This window comes from Paraburkholderia caballeronis (assembly GCF_900104845.1).
GTDB lineage: Bacteria > Pseudomonadota > Gammaproteobacteria > Burkholderiales > Burkholderiaceae > Paraburkholderia > Paraburkholderia caballeronis.
Genome location: NZ_FNSR01000002.1, coordinates 750,134 through 776,116, shown reverse-complemented (window position 1 = coordinate 776,116; position 25,983 = coordinate 750,134). Strand labels below are relative to the sequence as shown.

General features: G+C 62.7%; 26 protein-coding genes. 19 read left to right on the top strand and 7 right to left on the bottom strand.

The window, feature by feature from the left end; all coding sequences use genetic code 11:
- The first annotated feature begins 9 nt into the window (after positions 1–9).
- The 15 genes from BLV92_RS19930 (at position 10) to BLV92_RS19865 (ending at position 16,229) form a co-directional block, all read left to right on the top strand.
- Positions 10–591, top strand: coding sequence for a hypothetical protein (locus tag BLV92_RS19930; RefSeq protein WP_090548080.1), 582 nt, complete (start codon positions 10–12; stop codon positions 589–591).
- A gap of 50 nt (positions 592–641) precedes the next feature.
- Positions 642–1,268, top strand: coding sequence for a chromosome partitioning protein ParA (locus BLV92_RS19925; protein WP_090548078.1), 627 nt, complete (start codon positions 642–644; stop codon positions 1,266–1,268).
- Positions 1,269–2,216, top strand: a complete 948-nt coding sequence (locus BLV92_RS19920; RefSeq protein ID WP_090548075.1) for a hypothetical protein — start codon at positions 1,269–1,271, stop codon at positions 2,214–2,216.
- 1 nt (position 2,217) lies between these two features.
- On the top strand, positions 2,218–3,990 hold the full coding sequence (locus BLV92_RS19915) for a hypothetical protein (protein ID WP_090548073.1): 1,773 nt from the start codon (positions 2,218–2,220) through the stop codon (positions 3,988–3,990).
- A 144-nt stretch (positions 3,991–4,134) separates the two neighbouring features.
- Positions 4,135–4,584: a GNAT family N-acetyltransferase gene (locus BLV92_RS19910; protein WP_090551239.1), complete on the top strand. Its 450-nt coding sequence runs from the start codon at positions 4,135–4,137 to the stop codon at positions 4,582–4,584.
- Complete coding sequence (locus BLV92_RS19905; protein ID WP_090548071.1) at positions 4,559–5,701, top strand: tail fiber domain-containing protein; 1,143 nt, start codon at positions 4,559–4,561, stop codon at positions 5,699–5,701. Before BLV92_RS19910 ends, BLV92_RS19905 begins: the two co-directional genes overlap by 26 nt.
- Before the next feature lies 1 nt (position 5,702).
- A complete protein-coding gene (locus tag BLV92_RS19900; protein WP_090548070.1) occupies positions 5,703–6,047 on the top strand; it encodes a hypothetical protein in 345 nt (114 codons plus the stop codon).
- A 1-nt stretch (position 6,048) separates the two neighbouring features.
- Positions 6,049–8,052: a hypothetical protein gene (locus BLV92_RS19895; protein ID WP_090548068.1), complete on the top strand. Its 2,004-nt coding sequence runs from the start codon at positions 6,049–6,051 to the stop codon at positions 8,050–8,052.
- On the top strand, positions 8,049–10,196 hold the full coding sequence (locus BLV92_RS19890) for a TrbL/VirB6 family protein (RefSeq protein ID WP_090548067.1): 2,148 nt from the start codon (positions 8,049–8,051) through the stop codon (positions 10,194–10,196). The genes BLV92_RS19895 and BLV92_RS19890 overlap by 4 nt, the downstream gene beginning before the upstream one ends.
- A 145-nt stretch (positions 10,197–10,341) precedes the next feature.
- Entirely contained in the window at positions 10,342–11,961 is a 1,620-nt protein-coding gene (locus BLV92_RS19885; RefSeq protein ID WP_090729948.1) for a hypothetical protein, read from the top strand.
- Between the two features lie 17 nt (positions 11,962–11,978).
- Positions 11,979–12,173 (top strand): hypothetical protein, encoded by a 195-nt coding sequence (locus BLV92_RS19880; protein WP_143040705.1) that lies wholly within the window; start codon positions 11,979–11,981, stop codon positions 12,171–12,173.
- The gene (locus BLV92_RS32150; RefSeq protein ID WP_441339233.1) at positions 12,173–12,385 is read left to right on the top strand and encodes a DUF7940 domain-containing protein; all 213 of its coding nucleotides are present in this window, start codon (positions 12,173–12,175) and stop codon (positions 12,383–12,385) included. The genes BLV92_RS19880 and BLV92_RS32150 overlap by 1 nt, the downstream gene beginning before the upstream one ends.
- Positions 12,385–12,885 (top strand): lysozyme, encoded by a 501-nt coding sequence (locus BLV92_RS19875; RefSeq protein ID WP_167627125.1) that lies wholly within the window; start codon positions 12,385–12,387, stop codon positions 12,883–12,885. Before BLV92_RS32150 ends, BLV92_RS19875 begins: the two co-directional genes overlap by 1 nt.
- 4 nt (positions 12,886–12,889) lie before the next feature.
- Positions 12,890–13,435: a DUF2514 family protein gene (locus BLV92_RS19870; protein ID WP_090548060.1), complete on the top strand. Its 546-nt coding sequence runs from the start codon at positions 12,890–12,892 to the stop codon at positions 13,433–13,435.
- Positions 13,436–14,603: 1,168 nt separating this feature from the next.
- Complete coding sequence (locus BLV92_RS19865) at positions 14,604–16,229, top strand: RNA-directed DNA polymerase (RefSeq protein WP_090548058.1); 1,626 nt, start codon at positions 14,604–14,606, stop codon at positions 16,227–16,229.
- Positions 16,230–16,478: 249 nt separating this feature from the next.
- On the opposite strand, the gene BLV92_RS19860 is transcribed toward BLV92_RS19865, so the two are convergent.
- Positions 16,479–16,820, bottom strand: coding sequence for a hypothetical protein (locus BLV92_RS19860; RefSeq protein ID WP_090548057.1), 342 nt, complete (start codon positions 16,818–16,820; stop codon positions 16,479–16,481).
- Between the two features lie 135 nt (positions 16,821–16,955).
- A complete protein-coding gene (locus BLV92_RS19855) occupies positions 16,956–17,783 on the bottom strand; it encodes a hypothetical protein (RefSeq protein WP_090548055.1) in 828 nt (275 codons plus the stop codon).
- A 419-nt stretch (positions 17,784–18,202) separates the two neighbouring features.
- On the opposite strand from BLV92_RS19855, the gene BLV92_RS19845 reads away from it, so the two are divergent.
- On the top strand, positions 18,203–20,053 hold the full coding sequence (locus tag BLV92_RS19845; protein ID WP_244283865.1) for an SIR2 family protein: 1,851 nt from the start codon (positions 18,203–18,205) through the stop codon (positions 20,051–20,053).
- 2 nt (positions 20,054–20,055) lie between these two features.
- Positions 20,056–21,501 (top strand): argonaute/piwi family protein, encoded by a 1,446-nt coding sequence (locus BLV92_RS19840; RefSeq protein WP_090548054.1) that lies wholly within the window; start codon positions 20,056–20,058, stop codon positions 21,499–21,501.
- A 20-nt stretch (positions 21,502–21,521) separates the two neighbouring features.
- Here the strand turns inward: BLV92_RS19840 and BLV92_RS32645 are convergent, their stop codons facing one another.
- Positions 21,522–21,962: a hypothetical protein gene (locus BLV92_RS32645; protein WP_244283864.1), complete on the bottom strand. Its 441-nt coding sequence runs from the start codon at positions 21,960–21,962 to the stop codon at positions 21,522–21,524.
- Here BLV92_RS32645 and BLV92_RS32640 point away from each other — a divergent pair.
- Positions 21,961–22,278, top strand: a complete 318-nt coding sequence (locus BLV92_RS32640) for an abortive infection family protein (RefSeq protein ID WP_244283863.1) — start codon at positions 21,961–21,963, stop codon at positions 22,276–22,278. The genes BLV92_RS32645 and BLV92_RS32640 overlap by 2 nt on opposite strands.
- Positions 22,275–22,796, top strand: coding sequence for a hypothetical protein (locus tag BLV92_RS19830; RefSeq protein WP_090548052.1), 522 nt, complete (start codon positions 22,275–22,277; stop codon positions 22,794–22,796). Before BLV92_RS32640 ends, BLV92_RS19830 begins: the two co-directional genes overlap by 4 nt.
- 39 nt (positions 22,797–22,835) lie before the next feature.
- Here the strand turns inward: BLV92_RS19830 and BLV92_RS19825 are convergent, their stop codons facing one another.
- From BLV92_RS19825 to BLV92_RS19810, 4 genes are all read right to left on the bottom strand, one after another.
- A complete protein-coding gene (locus BLV92_RS19825; RefSeq protein ID WP_090548050.1) occupies positions 22,836–23,552 on the bottom strand; it encodes a hypothetical protein in 717 nt (238 codons plus the stop codon).
- Positions 23,549–24,388: an endonuclease NucS domain-containing protein gene (locus BLV92_RS19820; RefSeq protein ID WP_167627124.1), complete on the bottom strand. Its 840-nt coding sequence runs from the start codon at positions 24,386–24,388 to the stop codon at positions 23,549–23,551. The genes BLV92_RS19825 and BLV92_RS19820 overlap by 4 nt, the downstream gene beginning before the upstream one ends.
- Positions 24,389–24,829: 441 nt before the next feature.
- Positions 24,830–25,342: a GIY-YIG nuclease family protein gene (locus BLV92_RS19815; RefSeq protein WP_208862126.1), complete on the bottom strand. Its 513-nt coding sequence runs from the start codon at positions 25,340–25,342 to the stop codon at positions 24,830–24,832.
- A 370-nt stretch (positions 25,343–25,712) separates the two neighbouring features.
- Positions 25,713–25,946 carry an AbrB/MazE/SpoVT family DNA-binding domain-containing protein gene (locus BLV92_RS19810; protein ID WP_090548047.1) on the bottom strand — a complete coding sequence of 78 codons (234 nt, stop codon included), beginning with the start codon at positions 25,944–25,946 and terminating at the stop codon, positions 25,713–25,715.
- Positions 25,947–25,983: the final 37 nt, after the last annotated feature.

Sequence of the window (25,983 nt, the reverse complement as noted above, 5' to 3'; positions counted from 1 at the left end):
GAGCGGATCATGAATTTCATCGCATACGATCCGCTGCTGGGGGCCGTGAAGCTGACCGACGTCGATGCAGTCGGCCCTGGCCCGCTGAATCTCGTCGCCGGCACGGGGGCCGGGCGGCAGTCGTTCTCGTTCGAAACGCTGCGCGGCTATGACCCGGTGCTCGGCGGTGGCGAATTCGTCTTCGCGAAGGCGTCGACGGCGATCGCGGCTGGCACGGTGGTGCAGTTCAACCAGTCGCTGTCGGGCGGTTCCATCGTGAATTCGGCGGCTGCATGGGCCGGCACCGCGAATACGGGCGAACCGCTCGGTGTCGCGGTTGCGCAACTCGCCTTGGGACAGTGGGGCTGGTTCCAGGTGGGCGGCAACGCGATCGCGACGGTGTCCGGCGCGCCGGTGGCGGGCAATCCGGTGTACTGGCAGGCGGCTGGCGTCGTCAGTCCGGCGGCGGTTGCCGGCAAGCAGGCGCTCGGCGCGAAGTTCGCAACCGCGCCCGGCGTCACGCTCGGCACCGGCAGCACGGCAGTCACGCTGTCGGCCACCCAGGCGGTCATCACGCTCAATCGCACCACTTCGCAAGGCGCGATCACCTGATCGGCACGGGCGTCCGGTCCTCGGCCGCCCTTTCTTTCCCGGAGAAACAGATGGATTTCGCGACCCCCAAGGTCATCGAGCACGGCAACCAGTTGCACGTGCAGCACGGCGACGACAGCCGCCTCTATGTCGAATTCGAGATGCGGCCGGTTCACCTGCAGTTCGAATCCGAGAAGGAAGGGCGCCCGATCTACAAGGACCTGCCCTACATCAACATTCACTTCCCGGGCGATCGCACGAAACAGATCTGCCGCCCGGTGAAAATGACCGACGACGCTTACGGCCCAGCCGACCCGACGCGCTTCCCGCGCCAGTGGGCGGCGTTCCAGGCGCAGAAAGAGCAGGTGCAGGAGGGCACGCCGGTCGAACAGTGGGGTCCGCTCACGCGCTCGCAGGCCATGGAGCTGAAGGGCATGCGTATCCACACGGTCGAGCAGCTGTCGAGCTTGCCCGACAGCGCGCTGACGTGGCTCGGCGCGCGCGAACTCCGCGATCAGGCGAAGTCGTGGCTTGCGCAGGCCTCCGGCGGCCGCGAGGTCGTTGCCCTCCGTGTCGAACTGGACAAGCGCGACCTCGAAATCGCCGACCTGAAGCGCCAGGTGCAGGAGATCGCCGCAGCGCAGGCGGCGCAGGGCGAGAAGGCGGTCAAGTCGTCGGCGAAACAGCAGGCGGCGTAAATGACGCAGCCGCTTTCGTCGCGCGGCCAGAAAACCCTCCTGAAGATGGTTCAGGAGGTGATGACGGATCTCGGTCTTCCGCAGCCTCAGACGGTGATCGGCAACACCGACAACACGGTGCGCCAGATGCTGGTGCACATGACTCGCATTGGCGAGGAATTGTCCGAACGCGGGGGGCAGAATGAGGGATGGCAGGTCCTGCGGAAGGAATGGGCCTTCCAGCTGGTCGGATTCGGCGGCATTACGGGCGACGCGACAGCGGGCTCGCCGGTAATCACGAACCTGACGACCACTGCGGACCTCGAAACGGGCATGATCGCGAGCGGCGCTGCGCTGCCGTATGGAGCGACCATCCTCAGCATCGACAGCCCGTCGCAGATCACGCTCGATCTGCCGGCGGCCGTCGATTCGAGCGACACCGATTTCTCGTTCGGCAACGAGAGCTACGAGTTTCCCGACGACGTCGACCACTTCATCACGCAGACAGGCTGGGACCGCTCGTTTCGCTGGCAACTCGTCGGCCCGCTGAGCGCACAGGAATGGCAGGTCCTGAAGTCCGGGATCAGCCCGACCGGCCCACGCCTTCGATGGCGCATCATGGATGGCCGGTTCTTCGTGAATCCGGTTCCCGGCTCGCAGGATCGCCTCGTGATGGAATATTACTCCACCGGCTGGTGCCAGTCGGCCGCCGGCGTTCCGCAAACCGCATGGGCCGCCGACACCGACACGCCGGTGCTCCAGGACAAGCTGTTCATCCTTGGCGCGCTCGATCGTTTCCTGATGCGCAAGGGTCTCGATTCGACCGTATCGCACGAGGAGTACGAGCGCGCCGTCGAGACGGCGCTCGCGCGAAGCGCAGGAATGCGTGTGCTGCCGATCAATGCGCGCGCACAGCCGCCAGTGCTGCTCGGCTCCGCGAACGTGCCGGATACCGGTTTCGGCAGTTGACATGCGCCGGCCGGCCAATCGCGCGACGCGCATCACGACCGATTCGATTCCGCCGCCCGTCGGCGGCCTGAATACGCTGAACTCGGTCGACATGATGCCGCCGACGGATGCGGTGATCCTCGACAATTACTTCCCCGGCCCGGGCGCGGTGCCGCTGCGCAACGGCTATGGACGATGGGCGACCGCGATCGCTGGCAATGTCGAAACGCTCGCCTCCTACAGCAGCGGTACCCAGCAGAAACTCTTCGCGCTTGCCGGCGGCTCGGTCTACGATGCGACCGCGAAAGCTGATGTCGGCGCACCGGTGATCGCCGGTCTTACGAACTCACGCTGGCAATCGACGAACTTCGAGAACGCCGGCGCGCAGTTCCTGTGGATGGTGAACGGCGTCGACTGGCCGCTGATCTATGACGGCGAGACATGGCACACCGTCAGGAATATCGACGCGCAGGACATCTCGTCGATCACCGCATCGGGCACGACCGCGACGCTGGTAACAGCGGCGGCGCACGGCCTGACGACCGGCGACCAGATCACACTCAGCGGTGCCACGCCGACCGCGTACAACGGGCTCTTCACCGTGACCGTGGTCGACGATGTGACGGTGACTTTCACACTCGCGAGCGACCCGGGCGGCGACGCCACGGCCGTCGGCACCTACGTCGTCATGTGGAGCGTGACAGGCGTCGATCCGCGCACCTTCGTGCACGTCACGTCGTGGGGCAACCGGCTATGGTTTACGCAGGCCGGCACGTTCAGGACGTGGTATCTCGGCGTCTCCGCTGTCAGTGGCCCCGCGACGGCGTTCGACGTCGGGCCGCAGATGCTGATGGGCGGATTCCTGCAGGGCATCGCGACGTGGAACATCGACGACACGGCAGGGCTCAACGAGTACATCTGTTTTGTTTCCTCGCGCGGCGAGGTGGCCGTCTATCAGGGATCCGATCCGGCGCAGTCCAGCACGTTCTCGATCTCGGCGCGCTTTCGCATCGGCGCGCCGGTCGGCCGGCGCTTCTATGAGAAGTTCGGCTCCGACGTCGTGTTCATCACGGCGGACGGTCTGGTGCCGCTCAGCAAGGCGCTCCTGACCGATCGCGAGCAGACCTCGATCGCGATCACGAACAAGATCATGCCGTCGGTGAACAGCGATGTCATGGTCTACGGCGACAACTTCGGCTGGCAGCCGATCCTGTTTCCGGAAGGCAACAAGATCATCCTGAACGTACCGACGCTGGAGACGGAGACCTCGTACCAGTATGTGATGAACACGATCACGTCGGCATGGTGCCGCTTCACCGGATGGGATGCCTTCTGCTTCTGCTATTCGGACAAGGGGCTGTATTTCGGGGGTGCCGGCTTCGTGGCGCAGGCGGATGTGGGCGCGGATGATGGTGGAGCAGCGATCATTGGCGACATCAAGCCGGCTTTCAATTACTTCGGTTCGCGCGGCGTGCAGAAGCATTTCAAGATGATGCGGCCGATCCTGAAGTCGAACGCGCCATTCGCGCCGCAGATCGATGCCAGTGTCGATTTCGACGAGAGCATTCCGGATGCCTATCCGACGCTCTCATTCGGCCGGCGCACGCCGTGGGATACGACGCCATGGGATCAGGTGCCATGGAAGGGCGACAGCGGCTACAACACGGAATGGCAGAGCATCGACGGCCTTGGTTATGCCGCGACCTATCGCATGCGCACGCAGACGATCGGCATCCAGTTCTCGATCCAGTCGGTGACGTTCACGTTCGAGCCGCAGCGCATCCCCTCTTTCTAGAAATTTTCCCGTTGCCTACACTCGGCGCAATCGAGTTTTCCATCTCCATGCCGTAGCCCTCACGGGCAGGTAAAAGATGCGCGGTGCAGATGCCTGCGTGTCTTTTTCATGGCGTGCGTCTTTCCGCGCATCAGGGACTTCCTGATGAAGCGAATCATCTGGGACCAGCCCGAGCGCGTCATGCGCTTCGTGGCGGACCGCACCGACGAACCTGACGGATACCGCGACTACAGCGCGATCGGCCTCGCGCGCGATGGCGATCTCGTGGCGGGCGTCGTCTTCAACTATTTCACCGGCGCTGCCGTGCTGATGCATGTCGCGTCCGATGGCTCGCGCCACTGGATGACGCGCGACTACCTGCGCGCGTGCTTCGCCTACCCGTTCGTGCAGCTGCAATGCCGGCGCGTCACCGGTCTCGTGCGAGCGGACAACGTGGCCGCGCAGCGCTTCGACGAGCACCTGGGTTTTCGCCGCGAGGGGATGCTGCGACAGGGCGCGACGGACGGCTGCGACCTGATCGTGTACGGGATGCTCGCGAGCGAGTGCCGCTTTCTGGATGGGGGCGCCCATGCGGCACAACTTCGAGCTGCCTGATCTTCCGCTGCGCGCGTTCGGGCGCGCGCCGTTCCGCAACCGGCCCGCGACGCTGGAAGGGGGCAAGGGCGGTTCCGCGCCGCAAGCTCCGGATCCCTATCAGGTCGCTGGCGCGACGACGCAAACGAACGAGGATACGGCCGCCTATAACAAGGCGCTGAACCTCAACAACTATTCGAACCCGTTCGGCTCGCAGACCACGACGCAGACCGGTACCGACCCGAACACGGGCGCGCCGATCTACAACACGTCGATCAGCGCGAGCCCGCAACTTTCGCAGGCGCTCGGCGCGGCCCTTTCGCAGGCAGGCAATAGCACGGCGATCAACCAGCAGGCGCTGGCGGGCATCCAGGGGCTCACGCAGTCGATCGATCCGAACGCCGCGCAGCAGGCCGCGCAGCAGGGTACGAACGCCATGTACCAGCAGCAGATGGCCTACCTGCAACCGCAGCAACAGCAGCAGACCGAGATGACGCAGGCACAGCTTGCAAACCAGGGTCTCACGCCGGGCAGCGAAGCCTACGACAACGCGATGGGAAACCTGACGCGCAGCCAGACTTTCGCCAACAGCCAGGCGATGGACAGCGCGATCTCGCAGGGGCAGCAGCTCGGCATCAACCAGTTGAACGCGCAGCAGGGCGTACTGGGTCAGTTGGGCTCGCTGTACGGCTACGAGGCGAACCTGGGGCAATTGCCCTATAGCGAACTCGGCTCGCTCGCGTCGCTTGTGCCGGGCTATACCGGCACGGCCTCGTCGTCGGCATCGCCCGCGAACATCGCTCAGGCGTTCCAGAACCAGTACCAGGGGCAACTCAATGCTTACAACGCAGACGTCGCCTCCTCGAATTCGACGATGAACGGACTGTTCGGCCTCGGGGGCGCCGGAATTCTCGCGCTCAGCATGTCTGATCGTCGCCTGAAAACAGACGTGAAGCGCATTGGCACGGCCGATAACGGGTTGCCTCTTTATCGCTTCCGCTACCTGTGGGATGCGCCCGGTCGAGCGCCGCATGTCGGCGTCATGGCCGACGAAGTGCGCTCCATCCGTCCGGGCGCCGTTATGCGACTGCCGAATGGCTATGACGCGGTGAATTACGACGCCGCGCTGGAGGTCTGACATGTATCCGTCGTCTCTTTTCGGATTCGGGGCCATGCAGCCGGATCAGCAGGCGAGCTACAACCCGAATTTTACGATGCCCGGCGTTTCGCCGGATGCTTCCGCACTTGCCGGTGGCACGTCGCAATTTTCGATGCCGGACTCGAACTCGGGCGGCGTGCCATGGGCTGCACTCGCCCAGCAGGGGATCGGCGCGCTCCAGCAGATGATGCAGCGGCCTCAGATCCAGTCGCAGCCGGCGCAATCAGCGTATGCGAATCCGGTCGCCATGCTGTCGCCAGCGCAAGGTGCCCCTACGATCAATCCGCAGTTGCTGGGTGCGATGCTCGCCCGCGGAGGGGCGTGAGATGGCAGGCTCTCCGTTCGGCAGTGACCTGCTCAGCAATCCGCTGCTCGCCACGCTCGCGCCCGATCAACAGCAGAACCTCATCCAGCTCCAGCAGCGGCAGATGCTCGGGCAGGCGCTGCTCTCGCAGGGTATGCAGCCGCTCGACGCGCCGAACGCGACGGCCGGTGGTGTCGCGTTTCGCCAGAGCCCGCTGAACGGTATCGCGAATCTCGCGAAAAGCTATCTCGGCGCGACCATGTCGCGTGACGCCGCGGGCCAGCAGGCACAGCTGATGGCGCAGATGTACGGCAATGCGTTCGGCGCCGGGCCGCAGGGTGCTGCGCAACCGCAGCAGGGCACCGCCGCGCCATCGACGGACGCCGGCGGCATGACGGGCGGCCAGTCTGGTCCGGGCGTGCAGTCGTATCCGGTGCCGGGCATCGGCGCGCCGACCGGCCCGCAGCTGGGTGCGGCACTCGCTGGCGCGTCGCCGGCCATCGCTGCACATGGCGGTCCACTCACGCTCCCCGGGAAGACGCCGGCCGAGTCGATGCAGATCTTCGCGACCGTCGGGCCGCAGGCCTACGGCCAGATGCTCGCGAACTGGGGGGCGCCGACCGATGCCACGAAAATGGCGAACGCCGCCGGTATCGATCCGGCACAGGCGAATGCCGGGGCGCTCTTCAAGGCGAACTACGTGCCGCCGGTCTCTGGACGCCCGGGCGGCTACATGAAAGACCCGGTGACGGGGCAGTTGACGTGGCTGCCCACGGTGCCAGCGGGCGCCGTCCCGCAGTTCAACGCGAACGGTCAGTTCACCGGCGTGGCGCCGATGCCGGGTGCGGCCGAAGTCGCTCAGGGGCAGGCATACGCTCACGCGGCCGGCGAAGGCAGTGCGCTGCCATACGCGGGCGTCGATGCGCAGGGCAATCCGCTGCCGGTCACGAACCGGACCGCCGCGGCGACGCAGGGTGCGGGTGGCGCGCCTGCTGCACCCCTCCCGCTGCGCAACAACAACCCGGGCGCGGTGTCGCCCGGCGGCGCGGTCGCGAGCTATCCGGACATGCAAACGGGCCTCGCGAAAATGGATGCGAACCTCGCGAGCTACGCGGGGCAGCCCGGCACCGGCACGCTGTCCGGCGTCATCACGAAGTGGGTCGGCTCGCCGCCGAACGCGCCGGCGTACATCAAGGACGTCTCGACGCGGCTCGGCATTTCGCCGGACACCCCCGTCGACCTGACGAATCCGGCGCAGCGGCAGGCGATCGGCACCGCGATCATGCTGCACGAGAACGGTCCTGCTGCGGTGTTCGCCGGGCAGCCGCAGGCGTCGACGCGCGGCGCGTCGGTAGCGTCCGGCGGCCCGGTCTTCGCCGCTGCACCGCAAGGGGCGACGGCAGCCGCCAATACGCTCGCGACCAACAACGCGAACAGCTACAAGTCGCTCACCGACATGGCGTCGACGTCGGCGGACCGCGCGAACACGCTCGACAACATGCTCGCGCTCGCGCAGGGCACGACGCAGTACGGCCCGGGCTGGAGCGGGCGCCTCGACCGGATCGCGGAGATCAACAAGAACCTGCCGTCGAACCTGCAACTCGGCAACGACAACGTGGCGAACGCGCAGGTGCTCCAGAAGTACATGTCGAACCTCGCGCAGCAGTACCAGAAGGCGCTCGGCGGGACCGGCTCCGATCTGCAACTGAGCACGGTGCTCAAGGGCACGCCGACGCCGGACATGATGAACAAGGCGATGGTCGAAGTGATCCCGAAGCTGAAGGCGCAGGAACTCGCGCTGCAGGCGAAGGCGAATGCGGCCGACCAGTGGGTCGCACAGAACGGCAACAACCCCTCGAACCTGAACCAGTTCGAAAGCCTCTGGCGCAAGAACTACGACCCGCGCATCTATCAGATGCAGCAGATGACGCCTCCGGAGCGTCAGGCGTTTCTCAAGACCCAGCCTGATGCCGCGAATCTCCGGACGAAAACCGCGGCCGCGCTCCAGAACGGGTGGGTGCAATGAGCGCCGTCGACGACTGGCTCGGGGCGAGCGCCACCGCGCCGGCAACCGCGTCTGCGCCTGTTGATCCGGTGGATGCATGGCTCGGTGCGGGGTCGCCAGCGCCCGCTGCGGTAGCGGTGCCTGCGCACGTTGCGACACCTGTCGCGCGGCCGGCGGCAACCTCCGACAATCTCGCGGCCGATCTCGCCGCCGGCGGCGCAGCGCCCGGCACGCTAGGAGATCTCGGCGATATCGCATCCGCGGCCGCGCACGGCGTTGGCAGCATGTTCAGCAACGCTGCGAACTTCGCTGAGCGCAACGTCGCGCGGGGCGCGAATCTCGTCCCCGGAGTGCAGGGCTCGGCCGTCGGCAACTGGCTCACCGACACCGCGAATCGCGACACGGCGGCGCAGGCTGCGGCCGACCAGCAGTTCGAGCGCACCGCGACCCCGGGTCAGCAGGTAGTCGCGGTAGTCGCCCCGATGGCATTGCCGCTCGGCGGCGTCATGCGCGCGGGCAATGCGGTGCGCGCCGGCGTCGGCGCGTTGCCGGGTATGGGTGGCGCGCTCGGCCGCATGCTGGCGGCTGGAGCAGGCAACGCGACGAACGGCGCAATCATGGCGACCGGTGCGCCGATTGATCCGATGCAGTCGACCGGCCTTCAAGATTTCAAGCATGTCGGCGTAGGTGCGGGCTTGGGTGCATTGCTGCCTGCTGGCGCAGCCATCGCAACGCGCACCGCTTCGGGCGTCCAGAATGCTCTTCAGCCGGTTCTGAGTCCGCGCTCCTACGTTGGCAACGGGCTTGCCGGTGCCGTCGGGAATCAAGCGGCAGACGTGGCGAGCAGCATCCGGAATGCTCCGACCTATGTCGATGGCTCTACGCCGACGCTCGCACAGGTTGCGGGCACGCCGACGCTCGTTGCAACTGAGAAGGCAGCGCGAACCGGCATCCCGGGCTTTGCGCAGTCGCTCGCGGAACGCGAGGCACAAAACAATCAGGCGCGATGGGATGCATTAACGGGAGTTGCGCAGACGCCGGCAACCCTGGAGGCGGCCTTGCGCGCTCGCAATGCGGCCGTCGAGCCGATCTACGATCAGGCGCGCGCAGGTATGTATGAGGTCGCGCCGGAGCTGGAATCGCTGATGGAGCGACCGGCGATGCAGCAGGCCCTTGCGCGCGGCGTCGCTATCGCTCAGAACGAAGGCAATCGGGGCATCATTCCCGGCACGGAAGCCGCCGCTGCGCAATACACGAACGTTCCGACCGGGGGCGTTGGTTTCAACGGAGCGCCTCTGTTCCAGCAGCTCATGACGCGCGCTGCAACTCCGGGCGCGCCGCCGCAAATATCGGGTGATGTGCTCCATTACATGAAGCTCGGCCTCGATGACCTTGAGGCAAGCGCACAAGAAAACACCCGGCTTGGCCCTACGGAGCGAGCGGCCATCGGGCAGGCACGTCGTGACTACCTGAACTGGCTCGACGAGGTGTCGCCGTCATACAGGCAGGCGCGCGAAACATACGCCTCGCTGTCGCCCGCTATCAATTCGATGCAGGCCGGCCAAAGCATCGTCAATAACGTCGGAGGCTTGGGCCGCTCACTGAATACGAGCGGCGCGCCCCTTATCAGCGCGCCGACTTATGCGAACCAGTTGGGACTCGCTCTGCGCAATCAGGAGTTCGGCATCGAGCCGGCAGCGCAGCAGACGCTGGAGAACATCGGGCATGACCTGCAGCGCTCGACGATCTCCAATTCGATGCGCGCGCCCGGGAGCGATACAGCCTACAACCTTGCCGCGAATGGCTGGCTTGCCAACCAACTCTACGGACCGAATTTTGGCGGGATGGGGAGCGCCGCGAAATCAGCGGCTGCTTTGGGCGCGACGCTGGCTGGCCATCCGATGGTCGGCCTCGGGATTCTGGGCGGCGCGAATCGCGTCGGCCAGATGGTGGGCAATCGCCTGAATCAGCAATTAGCGGATCTTCTTCTTAACCCGTCCGGGTTGCTCCCGTATCTCGATGGTCGTGCGCAGGCCGCCACGCTCGTCCCGAATCAATCCATCAGCTCCCTCATCGGCGATGACGCGTACCCGCGTGCCTTGGGTGCGGGCCTTCGCTTTTTCTTCCAGCCAAGCGCCGGGCAACCCAATGGCGATGGCCGCTAGGAACGCGAGGAAGGGATGTTGATGACACCAATGAAAAACGATTTGCACGATCCACGAATGCCACAACTGATGAGCCCAGTAGAACGGGTTCACCCATGTGTACGCCCATACAAGATGCGAATCGGAATTCACGCTGGAGGCTCCGATGGGATTTAACGGTCAGGGCAGGTTCAACCTGCTCTACAACTGGCAGCAGGACGCCGCACAGGGTCTTGATATCAGCTCGTCCCGGATGCTCCAGCAGGAACAGGACATCGCCGCCGGGCTGTCGAACTGTATCACGAAGGATGGGCAGACCAATCCCGTCGCTCCTATTCCCATGAACGGTCAACGCTTGACCGGACTGGGCGCACCTACGCAGGACGGAGATGCTGTCTCGAAGGGTTGGCTGGCAAACAACGGGAGCGTTCTCGTTGGATTCACCCAGCTCGGCACGGGAGCGGTAGAGCGAACGATCCTCGACAAGGCGCGGGATATCTACGTCCTGGCCGACTTCGATACGGCGGAAGATGCGGTAGCGGCCGCTGTCGGCAAACGTCTTTTGCTGGGCGCTCTTGAGACGGTGACGCTGAATGTCCCGAGCGCGCTTTTCCCCACGGTCAACGATGCGCTCGACGCGATCGCGGGTTGGGCCATCCTGGGAGCGGTGGCAATCCAGGTTGCCGACGGTACCTATCATCCAACGTCGCAGATTCTGCTGAATCATCCTTTCGGCGCAAATTGTCATCTGATTGGGAATCAGACGACGCCGGCGAACTGTGTACTGACGGGGCCGGCGACGCCAACGTTCGACCTGATCGTGTGCTCTGAGGGCAACACGTGGGGCACCGTGAGCGGCTTCCAGCTTGACCTTCCGTCGAAGCCCGGACTGTCGAACAACTGGACCGGCCTCCTCGCGGTTGATGGGGCGAAGATCCTGAACGCGCCGAACATGCGCGTGAACAACTGGTATTACGGAATCGCCGCGCGCAATCACTCCTATATCAATGCGCCGGGCCACTACGTCTCGAACGGCGGCGATGTAAACGTGTGGGCATTTGACCATTCGTTCATCAACGGCCAGGGCGGCACGAGCGTCGGTGCGTCCGATACCGCGAACGGCTGGGGATGTGGTTATCTCGCGGAATACGGTTCCGGCCTTGACTGCTCGGGCTCGACAGCCCAAGGGTGCAACCTCGCGGGGATGGCTTCGTATTCGAACTCCCAGATGCGGGCGCTGGGCGCGACCAGCAACGACAACGTCGGTTCGGGGTTCTATGCCGTGGAAGACGGCCACATCGAATGTCACAACTCGAATGCCACGGGCAATGAGCGCTATGGCGTCGAGGAAGTGGGGCAGGCCCGCATTCAGGGAAACAACCTCAATCTCGATGGAAACACGCTCGGCCCGGTCAAGCCAGTGCTCATCTTCGACAACAGCACGCTCGGGCCGCGGCTCACGACGAACGTTCAGTCCGACGCCCGCTTCGATGTGGTGGGCAACGGGCACCACTATTTCAATGGCGGCGAGGGTCTGCGCTTTGAAGTCAGACCGGGATCAAGCGGCGCGAACCGTGTGTATGTGCAGCCCGGCGCAACCGGCAATCCAGCAACGATTGGTGCAGACGGAAGCGACGCCGTGATTGACCTTCAACTTCTGCCGAAAGGGCCCGGAAGCTACGTGAAGATCGGTGCGGGGTTCGGCGCCGTTGTCACGCCGAACGGCAGCGTCGGCATCAAGATCAACGACGGCTCGACCGTATTTCTTGCGGCCTATAAGCCATGATTTTCACGGGGAAAACGATGAACGAAGAGCGAACGCTCACGGACGCAGATGTTGAGGCGCTTGCTGCAAAGTTGGAAGAGAACATCGCGCGGCGGCTGTATCTCAACGTCGGCAAGGGCGTCCTGGCTGTTGCCTGGAAGTGGGTGGTGCTGGGCGTGATCATGCTCGGCGCCTATGGTGCCGGGGGCGGCTTCAAGAAGTGGGGTGCGTGATGCTGAGCAGGCGCTGGCGCACCGCGCACCGCCGGCACTCCGTGCGAGCGTTGATCGCTTCGACGGCGCTGTCGGCTGCTGGTGGCGCGTGGTCGGCGCTGCCCGATGCGTGGATCGACCGGTTGCCGCTGTGGGTCGTGCTCGCCGTGCCATGCGTGATCAGCCTGCTCGGCATCGTCGGCGCATACCTGCGGCAGCCGGAGTTCGACTGATGCCGTTCCGACCACAGAAGAAGGGGCTCGTGGCCGTCATCGGCGCGACGGCGGCCGCTGCGGCGATCAGCTTCACCGGCGGCAACGAAGGCGTGCGCCTCGCGCCGTACACCGACCAGCTCGGCGGCGGCGTTCAGACGGTGTGTTTCGGTGAGACCGACGTACCGATGCAGCGATACACACTGCCCGAGTGCAAGCAGATCCTCGACAGCAGCCTCGCCGGCTACGCGTCGTCGGTGCGCGCGATGACGCCGGGCTTTGACGCGCTGACCGACGGCCAGAAAGTCGCCGTGATCGACTTCGCCTACAACGCCGGCCTCGGCAGCTATCGCAGCTCGACGCTGCGCCGGCGGTACGCGGCCGCCGATTTCCCGGCTGCGTGCGACGAATTCCTGAAGTGGCGCTTCACCGGCGGTCGCGACTGCTCGGTCGCATCCAGCGGCTGTACCGGCATCTACACCCGACGCCGCGCCGAGCGCGCGGCATGCCTTGGAGAATGACCCGATGAACGGTTACTGGATCACAGGCCTCGCGGCTGCTGTGCTCGGCCTCGCGCTTGGCGCGGGCGGCGCATACGTATGGGAGGACCGCGCACTGCTCGCGGAGCAGGCCGCGCATGCGCACGACAGGGAACTGGATGCGGCCGCGCAGACGCGCGCCGTCGAAGCCGCGCGAGCGGAAGAGCAACGCCGCACCGCGGCTCAATCGGAGATCGCCAAAGATGCGAACGCCCAACGTACCGCCGCGCTTGCGGATGCTTTTGCTGCTCGCGCTGCCGCTGGCGGCCTGCAGCAGCGTGTCACCCAGCTCATCGCCGCCGCCCGCACCGCCGGGCATTCCGCCACTGCCGCCGGAAGCCCGGCAACCGGCGACGCCCTCGATCTGCTCGCCGACGTGCTCGGCCGGGCTGACGATCGAGCGGGCGAACTGGCTGCGTACGCTGACGCCGCCCGGATCGCCGGCGAGCAGTGCGAGCGCGACTACGATGCGTTGACGGCAGCGAATACGGTTGAGGCTGCGCCCAGCCCGGACAGAGGGGCGCGCGACTGACGTGTGCCCAAAATGTGCCCAGGGTGCGTCAGCCGCACCCTGAAACACCCCGATTTGAGCCCATTACCCAAGCTGACCGGCGCGGGTGATGGTTGTTTAAATTCAATGACATAGGGCCATTTTCGGAAATTCTCCGGCGCTCTCATAATCCGCCTCCGAAAGGACACCGTGGGTTCGACTCCCACCCGGCCCACCAGGGTTTTTGGTGCTTTCCCCGTGGCATTCTGTGCCGTTAAGCATAAGTTGGCCACTTTGACAGGTTATGCTTTATTGTCCGATGGGCCACGTTATGGTTTATCGGCATGCAGTGGTATTTTGAACAGTGTTGTCCGTGTCGTGCCGATGTGGGCGGGACATTGAAAAAGCCGGCTTTTGTCGGCTTTTCTTCTTTTGGGGCTCCTCGTCCTGCCATACATAGGCACATTGAGGCCGTCTGGATACCCTTTAGGCCACTGTTGCTAGGAGGCCGGGCGCCGCAGAACGGACGGCACTTATGATGGTGATCGTCGCCCTAGATACTTCGGCTAGATAGACCCACGGCAATTTGCTCGCTATGCGTACGTGAGGGGCGGTCAGCGGGACGGACTCCGGCGTGTCCAGACTGTGCGCGGTCACATCGATTTCGCCCGGCGAGCCGGAATGGATGAAGGTGAGTTGAGTAGCGCAAGCTGGGCAGAAACTTGGGGGATCACTATGCGCTGGAGGCAAAGCTTTTTGGCACACCATGCACCAGTTCGAATTCCTCTCGCTTTACTTGGAAGCAGCTCACAAGCGGCGCTGCGGCGGCTTTTCGACACTCGGTAAAGTGGCAGATCGTCGAATTGAATGGCTAACCCGCGATCCGATATCAGACACATCCGGAGAGGCAACTGGCCGTTAGCACTCGCGCTTTCATCATTACTCGAGGATTGATGCGGGTTGAGAGTATGCATCGTAACGCCATCGGCAACCGGACAACCGCGTGCTAAGCGTTCGTTGAACGCAGTATGAGGCCTGATGGGGAACCGATAATCTTGTCGAGTAGTAGCCGGCAAACTCCGGACGGTCGTCACCAAACTTAGGGGCCGACGTGAGAGGCAGTTTTTGACCGGGTACGGAACATTGGGAAGGCTTGCCCACGAGAAAATTTCTGTATCATGCAATTCTCAAAAAACGAGCGGTGAAACTCATGGCGATGTTTGAGGACTTGCTTTCCAGAGGCTATCTCCCCGTCCAACTCCCCCCGAATTTTACGTCCGAGACATTCGCAAATGAGCTGCCAAACTTCCAGGCGCAGTGGGATGCTATAGGCACGCCACCTAGCACTTTGTTCGAGCGCTTTTCCGTTCCCCGATCGTCCTACTACCGCCGGATAACGGCAATTCTGAATCCCATTTCGTTTTACTACCTTGCGCGCGATATTACTCAGTATTGGGCTCAGATCCAGGCCCATTACGCAAAGAGTCCGTTGTCGAAAAGCACGCCCGTCATCGCTGGTGGTTTGCGTGCTATTACGATTCCAAAATTTAGCGAGCTCTACGAGGAGAAAATAACTGCGGCAGCTGGATTCAGATATGCCTTAATCACAGATGTCTCAGCATTTTTCCCTACGATCTATACGCACGTAATCCCATGGGCGCTCCATACCAAGGCAGTTGCAAAGGCCAATAAAGCAAAAATTCCCGTTGTATTTGGTAATATTTTGGATGGTCGCTCAATGGGTGTCCAAGATGGGCAGACTATCGGTTTGCCGATTGGTCCGGACACGTCACATATCCTGGCTGAAACGGTTGCTGTTGCAATTGATGAACAGATCATTCAGACGCTCGGAGGCGTACCTCGTGGATTTCGTTACGTGGATGATTTCTTTTTCTTCTTCAGCAAGCGCGAAGAAGCCGAGCGCGCGCTTGCTGCAGTTACCCGGGCGGTAAGCGACTATCAGCTTCAGGTTAATGCGTCGAAGACGCGAATTATTGAAACGAAAGAGCTTGTGGAAGAGTCTTGGAAATATGCGATCAAGCGGCTTTCAGTTTCATCAGCTCGGCGACAGCAACGAGACGACATTCACCACTATTTTGAGAGTCTGTTCTCTCTTGAAAAGAGATTCAAAGACGAGAGCTTGGTAAAGTATGGGGTGAAGCAGATTTCTTCCACAATAATAAAAAAATCGAATTGGAATATTTTTGAGTCATATTTGTTAAAGTGCGCGTACGGTTTTCCAAACACAATTCAGGTTATCGCGCACATCCTTTCGACATACCAGCATCACGGCTATCCAGTTGACAAGGACGCCGTGTTTCGCCTATGCAACAATCTGATCGCTGCCTCCGCCGCTTCAGACCACCATGGCGAGGTGGCATGGTTGCTTTGGGTTTGCAAGCAGCTAGACATCGATTTGAGTGCGACGGTTGTCGATGAGATCGAGCGCATGGCTAGTCCAGTCTGCACCTTGATGCTTCTCGACTTGCAGCATGCTGGAACTGTAACGACTCCACCTGCGGCCGGCGCATTGACCCAGTATGCCGCGGCGGGAGCACTACAAAGCGCCGAATGGCTACTTGCCTATGAAGGCGGGCGGCGTCATTGGCTGGGAAATGCGGATACTAATTTCATAGACAACCACGCGCACTTCGGTCCTCTTCGGGTTGCTGGTGTGAGATTCTATGACGAGAACAAGGTAGTCCCCCCTATATTCGACTTCAAAACTCCCGCTGAAACCGCCGAGGATTTTGATTTCGATACGGATGCAGAGATTGAGGAAGAATTTGATTTCGACGAGATGGACGAGGAGTATTTCGATTCGAGCGACGTTTAGATTGAAACATTAACGAAAGGATCCATGGTGACCATAGGTTCCTTCCGCCAGACGGCCTGAAAGCGGGTGGCACCGGTAGCGGCGCCGCCGGCCACCGTGCCCAGCATGGCTAACAGCAACGCGAGGCAGAGACCAAGCAGCACTCGGCCGACGAGCAGGGGATGGCCAAGTGCCGGGTGCCGCAGAGAGACTGTGGGCGGGGCGCGATCGCCCTATAAAAAACAACGGAGCCCCGCGGCCCCGTTGTTATTACGTCGGCAGCAGGCCGTCCGGTGCACCAGTTCCGGACGTTGGTGTCGAGCCGTCAGCCAATTCGATCAAACCGTTCATTTGTGCTTTGGTGAACACGGCGCGCGTACGGTTTGCACGGTGGAACTTTTCGATCGTCTTCACTTCGTCCGCGTTGAACGTTTCCGGCGCGTCTGGGTTGTTCCGATGCGAGTTTTCCGTCATTTGGACAGCGATGGCGGCGTACGAAACGTTTTTCTTGCGAGCAGCAACGATGCGATCCGCAGAGTGTCCGGTCCGGTCGATCTGGTCGCTAAACACTCGCTGGATGGCGTCGGTGGCCTTATCGAGTTTCTTGCCCATGGAAGATTTCCTTTCACGTGTGCTCGGCGTTCGAGCCTCGAAGCAACGCCACAACCAACGTGGCACAGCGCCATCGTTGTGGGCGCGAAACGATTCTACGCGAACACCAAAAATAGCGTGGGCGGTGCCCTGTTATCAGCCGTGCCCCAGGTGTTTCGTGGCCCAGCCCCAAATCTGGACGATTTGATCGCGGTAGTTCCAGGCGCCGAAAGCCACCGCGATCAAAGCGCCCCAAAACCAGTGCTCCCGGATTTTCTCGATGCCGGCCTTGAACGAGCGCCCATTGCGCTCGAACCAGTTGGCGTTGGTCTTCAGTGTCCCGCTGTGCGCCCGCTCGGCGAAGTTGGCGAACACGTCGACCTTCGACAGCGTTGAGCGGTGCATGTCCAAGAACCGCTTCTGCTCGAACGCATCCGCTTCACTCTGGCCGACCATGAAATCACGCGGCGTGATGTGGTTCTTCTCCATCAGCGACTGGATGCGTGGGTGGCCCGTGTACTTGTTGCCGTAAATCGCGATGAGCACGCGCGACAAGTCCACCAGTTGTTTCTCGTCAATGTGGAAACTTTGCGACCCCAGCACGGCGGCCCGGTGTTCGAGCGCGGGAAAGCCGTAGTTCATGTCGCGCATGTTCCAGTGCAGCCAGGTATGAAACTGGTGGTCGCGAGTGAACGCAAAGAAGTCGTTGAGCATCGCCTTCTCGAACTCGTCGTACCGATTTTCAATCTGGTCGAGGGCGTGGGCGCGCTCGGCAGCAAAATGGATCGAGAACGAATGTGTCTGCCCGGATTGCAGGTTTCTCACGGCGATCGACGTGACGCGCGGCGAGTCTGCCTTGGTCTGGTCGTAAAAACTCTCGCAAGAGTAGTGAACGATGAGCGTGTTCTCGGGTTTTTTGAACAGATCGTTCAGTTGGGTTTTCGCCCGTTTCCAGCGGTCATACAGGTCTTGTTGTTGGCCCATAGCGCAGTGTGATCTTTGTGCTTAATCCGGCGTAGAACATAGCACGTCGGATCGGCCAAACACCGTCGCCGCAAGGGCCGAGGTGGGAGCTTGGCCCTGGGCCGGCCTCGGGACGCCTGCCGACGCGCGCGAAAGTGCTTCGACGATGAAAAGAGCAGCCGGGTCCTCGGAGAGGGGGACGGAGTGGTCCATGGTGACGCGAATGCTGTATGGATATACCTGCCTAGCAGGTGAGATTGCCGTGGGGAGTTCGACGTGATCGCGACATATCTGTGGCACCGGGGCTTTTGATTACAATTGTCGGACATAGGATGGCGCTGGCGACACGGCTTGGCAGTTCCGCAATGCGTGCCGTTGCGCGAGCGCGGGAGCATTTCGCGCTGCGGTAGCGCCCAAAACGACAATAGACGGGAGCGGTTTTGAGCATTCAAACGGTTTCGGGGTCGCAGTTCGCCAGAATGTTTTGCCTTCGCCCCACGCAATATGCGTGGTTTTTGGGGGCGGGTGCCTCAGCCGCTGCGGGAATTCCCACCGGCTATGCGATGATCACCGACTTCAAAAAGCGGATTTTTTGTGATCTGTCCGGGGCCAAGCTCAAGGAGGTTGATGCTGACGATCCGCTTTGGATCCAGCGCATCGACACGTTCCTTGCGTCACGCTCGGTTCTCCCGCCGCCGAACGATCCCACGGAGTACGCCGCGGCATTTGAGGCTGTCTACCCAACACCGCAGGACCGGCGAAACTACATCAGCTTGGCGGTGCAAAAGGGCACGCCGTCGTATGCGCACCGGGTGCTTGCAGCGCTGATCACTACCGGTCGCGTCCCTTGCGTGTTCACGACCAACTTCGACAGCTTGGTGGAAACCGCGGCGACGGTGACCGACCAGCTCGTGGCTCCCGATGAGCGCGCTAACCTGTCGGTATCCGGGATCGACAACGCGGAACGTGCGATGCACGCCCTGGGCGAGAGCCGCTCGCTGTTGGCGAAGATCCACGGCGACTATCAGTCGGTTAGCCTGAAGAACACCACCGACGAACTGCGTGAGCAGGATGCGCAAATGCGTACAGTCCTGACAAGTGCTTGCGGACGGTATGGCCTGATCGTGGTCGGCTACAGTGGCCGCGACGCTTCCGTGATGAATGCTCTGAACGATGCCCTGGCACAGCCCACGCCGTACCCCGCGGGGATCCATTGGGTAGCCCGATCGGCGGACGGACTGTTGCCAGACGTCCGGGCCTTTCTCGAGGCCGCGGCAGCCAAAGGCGTGCGGGTCACCGTCGTCGAGTGCCAGACGTTCGACGAGTTGGCAGCAGACATTGCCGATGGTTCGACGTGGCCTCAGCAGCTCGACGCTCACATCGGGTCGTTCGCCCCGCCCAGCGTTGTTAGACCGGTGCCATTGCCAACCAAGGAGCACAGCGCTTTCCCCATTCTTCGTTGCTCGGCCATCCCAGTGCTGGAGATGCCGCGGGTGGCGAGGCGCATCACGCTGGAGCGGAGCTTGACCACGCCGGATGCTCGTCAGATGCTGAGGGACGCCGACGTGTGGGCGATCGTCGCCAGCAGAGGAAAGGAAATAGCCGCGTTCGGGAATGACGAAGAGCTGGCTCGTGCCTTCGGACCAGCAGGCGGGCGGCTCGACGGTACAGTCAACCTGGCGCCCGCCGACGACAGTTGGGCGCTCGGACTGCTATACGACGCGCTGACGCGAGCCGTCTGCCGAAATCGTCCGCTGAGGGTGCGCTGGCGGCGCAGTGGTCATGCGGTGATGGTTCGAGGTGACTCGGACAAGGAAACGCCGCAAGCGCGCGAGACGCGGTTGGCCCGGCAGACCAGACTGCGGAACGCGTATTCGAGCGCGCTATACGGGAAGACCCCACAGGGGTACCCTTTCCAGGAGGGGGTAGAGCTTCACCTGGAGCAGGCTGCCGATCGCTGGTGGTTGACGTTCGAGCCGGCCACGTTCGTCGACGTCCCTTATCCCGAACCCCCACAGGATCGCCCAGACGCCGAGACGAGCCTTGACCGTCCGCGCTTCGTTGACCCCACCATCGACTGGCGGCGGGAGCGATGGGCTCAGCGCTACAACCACGTATGGTCGGCCATCATCGACGCGTGGGCCGATACGCTGGCCGGCGATGGGAGCCGCGTTCTGCTGACGACGGGCGTTCCCCAGGACGAGGGCATCGACGCCGTGTTCAAGGTTTCGCCCATCACAGCGTGGAGCCGTCCGAGCCATGAGCATGCGTACTTTCAAAGGAGCCAGTAACGATGGACTACAACCTTTCGAAGGCACCATCGTTTTCCTTGCTGGACGAGCCGGCTCTCACGTTTAACAGCGAAGACACAGACCTCGACGAGAACCCGCTGCGCGGCCTTTTGCGTTTCGGCGCCTACAACGGCAGGACGTTCCAGGGGTACACCCCGAAGCTTCGCGTCGCGACGATCGCCCCTTTTTCCGGCTGGACGAAGCTCCGGGGCTTGGTGGACACCATCCGAACGGGCCACGAGGCGAGCGACCGGCGCAACTACGTGCCGTCGTTCCCCGGATTTGAAAACCTGTTTCGCGTCCCGCTCGTTGCAGGACCGAAGGACGTGCACATTAAGTGGCCCGACGATCTCATGGCCCTTGCGCGCACTGGGGCGCCCCATGAGCGATTGTTTTCGGCGATGTCGGAAGCTATGGCGCGTCTGGATGTGCTACACGACCAGTTTGATGTCGTCTTGGTGCATCTCCCCGATGCGTGGGCAACGGCATTCACTGCCAACGGATTCGACGCGCACGACGCGTTGAAAGCGCTTGGAGCCCGGTACGCCATCCCAACACAGGTCATCAACGATCGTGTTTTCACATTCCGGCTCAAGGCGTCGTTGGCCTGGCGCCTGGCCATCGCGCTCTTCACCAAGGCGGGCGGCATTCCCTGGAAACTCGCGCCGATGGCCGGTGTGCCAGAGGACACGGCCTATATTGGTCTCGCCTACGCGTTGCGCGGCGACCCCAAGGCCGCGCAATTCGTCACATGCTGCTCGCAGGTGTTCGATGCGGACGGGGGCGGCATGCAATTCGTCGCGTTCGAAGCCAGGGAGCAGGTGGCGGATCCGCGCGAAGCAAGGCGTAACCCGTTTCTCAGTCGAAGCGACATGCGGGCGGTAATGGCACGTAGCCTGAGCCTCTACCTGGGGCGTAATGGCGGACGGCTGCCGCGACGTCTCGTAGTCCACAAAACGACGTCGTTCAAGGACGAAGAACTCCAAGGCGTTTTCGACGGCCTGTCAACGGTTTCAGAGGTGGAGTGCATCGAGATCGGCAGCAGCGCCACTTGGCGTGGCGTGTGGCTGAAGCAGGGAAAGAAGGGTGGTCCCAGAAGTGTGCCTGATCGAGCGCCGGTGCCACGGGGAACCGTCCTCACGCGAACGGACCGGTCGGCGCTGTTGTGGGCGTCGGGCAATGCCCCGTCGGCAGCGCTCAGCGGTGCCTTGTTTTTCCAAGGAAGCAAGAGCATCCCGCGCCCGCTCAACATCATCCGGCACGCGGGCAGCGGTCCGCTGGAAGTGGCTGCGTTGGAAACCCTTGCTCTGACCAAAATGGACTGGAACAACGACGCGTTGTACGACCCGGTTCCGGTGACCATTCGCTATTCGCAACGGCTCGCGCGGACCATCGCCAACGTGCCAGATCTTCCGGGGCATGCATATCCCTATCGCCTCTTCATGTGACTGCTATGTCGAGCCTGACCTCACGCGATCGTCGCTGCCTTGAACCGTTCCTCAACATGGGCAGCGGGTTCGTGCTCAACTTCTCCGACCGAACGATGGGTGAGTTTTTCCAGGAGCAGGTTGGTGTCAACATCTACGACGAGAAGTACCAGTTCAAAGGCACGTCCAAGGCCAAGCGGATGCGCGCCTTCTGGGAGTTGGAATCCGACCGCACGGTCGCTCGGGCGCTCGACGCGCTGATCGAATGGGGTGATGAGTTCCGATGCTTGCCGGACGACCCGCAACAGCGGGCGGCCGTCGAATCGATCATTGCCCGGCTGAACCTCAGCAGTCCGGTCCCCGAGGTTGACGCCTTCGGCGAGCGTCAATGCTCTGGACTTCACCGCCGCGGCGAAGCACATTCGGGCCGCGATCGAGGCGAACGAGCCCGCGACGGCTTTGGACCGCGTGCACGTCTTCATGATGAAGTTCTTGCGGACGCTCTGCGAGCGACGCGGCATTACCGTCACGCGGGAGAAACCGTTGCACAGCCTGATGGGCGAGTACGTGAAGCACCTGCGTGGCGGCGGCCACATCGAAAGCGAAATGACCGAGCGGATCCTCAAGACCAGCATATCCAACCTGGAAGCGATGAACGCCGTGCGCAACGACCAAAGCCTGGCGCACGACAACCCCATGCTGAATCACGACGAGGCCGTACTGATCGTCAGCCACATCGGTGGCCTTGTCCGCTTTCTCAAAACCATCGAAGCGAAGATCCAAGCAAACGAGCAATGACCACCCAGAAGACCTCCAAACGCGGCGAGTTCAACCCAAACTGGCCAGTGCCCGACCAATACCTGCTCGAACTTGGGCGCATGGTGAGCGTGTGGGGCTCTCTCGAATCGACGACTGCGGTCGCGATCTCGAAACTGGCCGGCTACGAGTCGCCGACCGACATCCGCGCGTTGGCGATGGTGGCGCACAGCAACTTCCAGCAGCGGGTGGACATCGTAAGCTCCCTGTGCGGACAGCTTGTGGATCAGGTGCCCCACTTAAAGGACTACGAGGTCGTCATCAAGAAGGTCCGGGCGGCCCAGGCGGGGCGCAACAAGTACGCGCACAACGCGCTTTCTCTGGACGAGGATGGTCACGTTCACATCGCATACATGTCGGCTCGTGGCGTCTTTAAGACCAACGTTGAGATCGTGCGGGTCGCCGACATCAAGGAGGTCACCGCCAAGATCCACGAAGCAGCGGTGGCACTGCATGGATTGATCACCAATACCGCAACCAAACCCATGTGGGAGCGCTGAGCGCAGGTGGGGCAGCAGCGTCGGCGGCTTAGGCGAAGGTCATAGGCGTTTGCGTAGACGAAGCGTTCGAACGCAGCGCCTCCACCATGTCCTCTTGGGGTAGGGGTCCGGGAGATTGCAGAAGCGGCGGGTAACTCGGTTCTCGGTGTCGTCCAGGAACAATCTCAGTCCTACGTTGCCTGGGCGCGGGTCTGTCTCCTCGAAAATCCGATCGAAGTCCGCATGCTCCACCGGGTCCGGGCGACCGTCCGGCCACTTCGCGAACGCGTGGACGATGACGGCGGAATGCGGTTCGATCCCGCCGGTGCGCTGAGCCCGGGGTGCTGTGATCGGTTCGCGGTAGTAGGTCGGCTGGTGGTACGCGTTGCCTTGGAGCGCGAGGTAGAACAGGTGGCGCCAGTGTTCCTCGTGGTCGTCGACGATCCGGCGGTGGACATTCACGCCGATCTCGCGCTTCAGCGCCTTGTAAGTTTCCAGGTTGCGCGCGGTGGTCAGCCAGTTCAATCGGTCGGCCGGGACAGGAGCGGTCTGGGCTCCGTCAACGGTCAGGGCGTTGTACGCGCGTTCGAGCGCACGCACGGCCTGGTCGAGCAGCGCCGCGCTTTTCTGGTAGCGCAACGGGCGGGTGATGGCGAAGACCGAGATGAGCACGGTCCCCACCGGCACGGCACCGGCCAGCAGCCGCAGCTCGCCTTCGTTGAGATGCTCGATGAACGACATCACCGCGGTCCAGGCGTGCGACAACCACGCGATCATGCCCGACCTCCGGGTGCGGGCACGGTCAGCGCCACCGGGGCCAGCTCGACGGTCAGGTGGTATTCCATGAGCTGAACGCGTGGGGCGACCTTGCCGGCGTACTTCAGCTTGTCGCTGATCGAGTTCGCCACGATCACCCCGGACACGGTCTTGCCCTTGGCCACGTGGTGCTCGATCCATCCCATGTAGCGCTGCACCTGACCGAGCGCTGCGTCCGGGCCCCGGCCCAGCTTCAGCTCGAACACAACGAAGTTCTGATCGCGGTCCAGGAACACGAGGTCCGCGGGTCCGCAATCGGTCTGGTACTCCACGCCGTCCCGTCCGTCGGCGTCGACGAACAGGGTGAGAGTGCCGTGCGTGGTGGTGCTGGGCGGGTTTCGCGCCAGGTAGTCCCGCAGGTGGCTCTCGAGCGCGAACGCTCCACCACCGAACCCATCGTCCACCGGCTCGGCGGCGTCGATGTCCGGCGTGGCGGGCGCCTCTTCGGTGGAGGCGTCCACGCGGCGCACCTTCAACCCCTCGGGGGTCTCCTCGATCGACCACAGACCGTGCTTGTCCGGGTCGTACCAGACGACCTTGCCGCGCCCTGTGGCGAACAGGAAGTCGTACCGGCCGTTGGCCAGGCGGGGCTTCTTGTTCTCGGGGTAGCCGACACGGCCGACCCGGTTCACCGTGCAAATCGAGATCTGGCAGTTCACCGTTCCCTCGTTCAGGTCGGGGTGGTCCTGCGCCAGGAGTTGCTTGATCTCGGCGTTGCTGGTCTCGCGGCCCAGCGGCTTCACCGCGTCGCGGATGAGTTGCCAGATCGGCGGGCGGTTGGTGCTGGTGGTGCTCACGGCTCAGGTCCCTCGCGTTGGTTTTGTCGCTGGGCGCTGCGCCCAGGCAGGCACCGATTGAACCATGGTCCGACGAGCCGGCGCCAGAGGAAAAGCGTTGCTCCGTAGGCTACCGCCAACTCGGCTGAAAGGACCGGGTTTCAGCCGTTGCGCAAATCTGGCTGCCAGAGCCGGCGCAGTGGGAAAACTCAGGCGAGGGCGCCTCTTCGACCAACACGAGCGATCCTTGACTCGCCGTTCGGGGATTTGTCTGCGGCGTTCGTACCAGTCAGCGGTTCGAGAGTGTAGTCGCCTCGTGCGAGGTGGGGGCATGAACCGCGGCACAGATTGAAGCGGTTGGACTGGAGGTAGATGACGCGCCTGATGCTGGCTCGGGTGACTTGATGCGCATAGACCGGTCAGCGATCGGCGTGTGCAGAGCTGGCCGAGACCGCGGCTCAATCAGTGGGTGCGGAAGGTGTTCCAGGTGTCGGTGTCGAGATGCATGGACGCCATCACCTCGAACAGATACAGCTCAAGGTCGTTATCGATCTGAACGTACGCGACTGACATCTCCCGCAGGCGACCTTGGGCCGTCAGGAAGACTTCGCGGAACTGGTCGTCCTTCATGGCCTGGTCCCGCTTCATTTCGTGCGGGAAGTCCTCGCTGGCCATCTTGTAGACTAGGCTGGCGGTGAAGTGCGATTCGAAGTTCAGGTGCTGCACCAGACGTTTGACCACTCCTCGGGAGATCCCGACGTACACCGGGCGTTCCACGTCGATAAATACGTAGCAGCCGGGGAAGTCGGTGGAGTGCCCGAGCTTGGCGAGCAGCTCACGTCGAGCGCTCTTGAACCCCACGAACGTAGTGGCGGGCAGCGACGATTGGAGGGCAGCCTTCAACCGTTCTAGGTGAGCCGGGAGGACGGTCGCCGCCAGTTCGTCGAAGGTGTGGGTGCAGTTGTCGATGGGCATGCGCGTGTTCGCGGGAAGAGGGAAGACGCCGATCATACCCGGGCACGCGGAGCACACACGTCCACGGTTCCGCGGGGATCCGTGGAGCGCGCCTAACGTATGCCCAATGGGCTGGGCATACTCCCGGAAAGGCATTCGATCGGCGCAAAACCAACGCAGCAGGGCGTCTCGTGATGCCGCCAATAGCCCGCATGGCGTTGTATGCCTGACCTATCAGGAATGTAGAACTGACTTAGAGCACGTTCACGATGCAAGTCGCCATGTCAGACATGAACCGGAAGGACCTGATGCGGTAGGTACCCGAGCGCATTCGTGCTGTAGGTGTCGGGGAAAAGTCTGACGGCGTTGGACTGCGGCGACGTCGAAATCGTCAACCGTCGCGCCAGGGATTCATCTCGTCGACATCGATGGCGGTGTCTGGCGAGTTCGGTTGCAGCAAGCCGGCGAGTTCCCTGACGGATTTTGTCTTCTTCGGGCGGACCAGGATGACACCGTCCGGCGTCACGTGCCAGCGAAGTCGTGCACCGGGCCGCAGATCCAGCACAGATCGGATGCGGGCAGGCACAGTAGTACGCCCACGTTTGTCGAGCAGCGAACTCGCCATGACGAATTCCTCCTTCGGGTATTCGATCCTACACCTG